The sequence below is a fragment of the Limosilactobacillus walteri genome (assembly GCF_014830205.1).
In the GTDB taxonomy this organism is placed as follows: Bacteria; Bacillota; Bacilli; order Lactobacillales; family Lactobacillaceae; genus Limosilactobacillus; species Limosilactobacillus walteri.
The window spans coordinates 1-2,562 of sequence record NZ_QORN01000069.1; the positions used below are offsets into that span (position 1 = coordinate 1).

Annotated in this window: 3 protein-coding genes and 1 pseudogene; all 4 read right to left on the minus strand. The window is 33.7% G+C overall.

Going from position 1 to position 2,562, the window contains the following annotated elements:
• Positions 1–64: 64 nt before the first annotated feature.
• Positions 65–421, minus strand: coding sequence for a type II toxin-antitoxin system PemK/MazF family toxin (locus DTK66_RS10865; protein WP_102816883.1), 357 nt, complete (start codon positions 419–421; stop codon positions 65–67).
• Positions 415–663 carry a type II toxin-antitoxin system PemI/MazE family antitoxin gene (mazE, locus tag DTK66_RS10870; RefSeq protein ID WP_191668688.1) on the minus strand — a complete coding sequence of 83 codons (249 nt, stop codon included), beginning with the start codon at positions 661–663 and terminating at the stop codon, positions 415–417. Before mazE ends, DTK66_RS10865 begins: the two co-directional genes overlap by 7 nt.
• 188 nt (positions 664–851) lie before the next feature.
• A complete protein-coding gene (locus DTK66_RS10875; RefSeq protein WP_191668689.1) occupies positions 852–2,270 on the minus strand; it encodes an MnhB domain-containing protein in 1,419 nt (472 codons plus the stop codon).
• 220 nt (positions 2,271–2,490) lie between these two features.
• Positions 2,491–2,562, minus strand: a pseudogene (locus DTK66_RS10880) (IS200/IS605 family transposase); the annotation flags it as partial.

A 2,562-nucleotide genomic window follows, 5' to 3' on the forward strand; every position in this document is an offset into this window, starting at 1 on the left:
ACTCAGAGGGCATTATAGCCACTAAAGAATACGGGATGCCTTTTCTATAACAAGCATTACAACCTTATTTAATCACTAATTGAACCTTTTTCTGGATTTCTTCAAACAAATCAGCCGGCATTGTTTCTACAAATTGCCATTTGCGTTGATGAAAATCAAATGATTTTAATTGTTCAACATAAACCGTTCCATTTGTCTGTGTGCGATTATCTAATTGGACGTGTAAAGGATAGTCTTCACCATTAAAAGTGCCATGCGAAATAGGAACTACCCATGCAAAAGGTGAAGTTTCCGAAAGAATATCATTACTAACTACTACAGCTGGGCGACGCTTTTGAATTTCTGCTCCTGCCGAAGGATCAAAGTTAATATAAATGATACTTCCTCGTTTTAGTTTAGTAGCTTCATTCGTCTTTACCACAACTCTTCACCTGCTGGATTATGGCTATCCCAATCTTGCAAATCAGTTGGTGTTTCATATTTACCATGCCATCCCTTAAAAAGTTCAGCCATGGTTTCGGGTACTTTTTTAGTTGGCGTTAATTTCAATGAACCATCAGATTCTTTACTAAACCGATATTCTGTACCGGGCTCAACACCTAGTGACTTGGGGATCGTTACTACCACTGCATTTCCTTGAATTCTAGCTTTTGTAGTATCCATATACTCACATCCTATCATCAACTTTCTTTTATTATACCATTTGTAATTAAAAAAGTAATTACATTGACATAAATAGCTCATGTCCCAGGCGAAGAGACACGAGCTACTTTGTAAAATTATTCTTTTCTCATCAGTACTTCTTGACAAAGATCCTAATTTTTTCGACAAGACTAATAAATTATAACTTACTAATTTTGGTTTGCTAATTGCAAAATCTCTACCTTACTAGTACCATCATCCATCGCAAGGGCAACATAATGCTGTTTAATACCATTTTCGTTATCATATGATCCGTATATTTCGTACATCCCGTCAGAGACTTTTTTAATTTCATAATTAAATGGGTCAACTTCGGCCCCTGGATGGTGGTCCATTATATAATCTTCAACAGCTACTTTTAATGCAGAACTATTTTTATACTTATTATCATCATTATGCTCATTAATTAAAAGATCTGCTGGTCTATCATTGCTTGTGCTGTTACTTTTCTCCTCTTTCTGCTTTTGTTTTTCTTGTTCCTCTTGCTTCTTTAATTCTTCATTTACTTTTATTTTAACTTTTTTACTGTTTTCCTTAGTCTTCTTATTATTAATTACATGAATAGTGATTTCGCATGCATCGTTGCTATAGCTTTCCCACTTAATCTTAAAACTGCCTTTCTCATCAGAATGAATCTTTTTTTCATCATATTCTTCACTAATCGTTACGGGAATATTAGGATCAGTTATTCCCTCAATATTTACAGAATATTCCCTGTCATTTTGCTCCTTATTCCAAGTCAAATCTTTCGATGTGATTAGTAATTTTTCTTTAACTCCATTTTTATTATTCTTCAGCAATTCTTCATGAGCTTTATGCCTTAAATATTTTTTAGAAGCTTTAACGTAGACTTTCTTTTTAGCTATATGATCGTTTTTACTTGTTTTTAATTCATAATCTCCCGGACTATAGAACCTCACTTTTGTCATACCATATTTGTCAGTAGTGTATTCTCTGCTAAGCTTTTTATGATGCTTCCATACTTCAACTTTGCTATCGGGATTAGCACTTATTTTAAGCTTTGCCTCTTTTTCGTCAAGAGTAACAATATTTCTATTGATTTCGAGGAAAGGAGACCTTAGTTGAATATAAGATACAGACCATAGTCCGATTCCTACAAATATTAATATCCCGCTTAGTACAATAAAATTATTCACAGCTTTTTTCTTTAGGAACTTTCCAAAAAAGATAAACCCTATATATAAAATGCCAACAAGAAGTAAGTCAACTGCTCTAAAGCAAAGTCCTGCTAATAGAAAGACAACTCCAATTATCCAGTTTTCCCACTTCAAAAGCCTATAATGTTTTTTTCTTAGTAAAGCTAAGATAATTCCAACTACAATAGATAAAAGTCCAACCAAAGAAGCTAATCCGGCACTAAACAGATAGCCCCTCATAAGTAGTAAAATTCCAAAAAGCCCTATAATTAATTCATTAGTATAAGGCCTTAAAGATACAATTTTAGTTACAACCTTTAATAAAAATTTTGTAACACAGATACTAACTAATAATAATGCTCCCCAAATTATTAATGCTTGTCCTTCATAAAAGTAGTGGACCCAAATCATAACAATATAACCCCTTCATAATACAAAAATAAAAAGTCAATCAGCGTGTATGCGTTGGTTGACCTTGACTGTAAGATTATATCAAATTTAGATTGTGAATTGTTCACTTTTATAAAATTATCTGGGCTGAGGCTATAAAGCCGATTAGAAAAGGCGACCTCTCTAGGCGCTGCCCTTCACTTCGCTCAATCCAAAATGACCGGAATACTTTGCCACCGCAGTAGCCTTCGGCCCAAAAGTGTCGGTTCCCATATTTATATTTTAAATTTGCGTGTCGATCAAACATCATTAA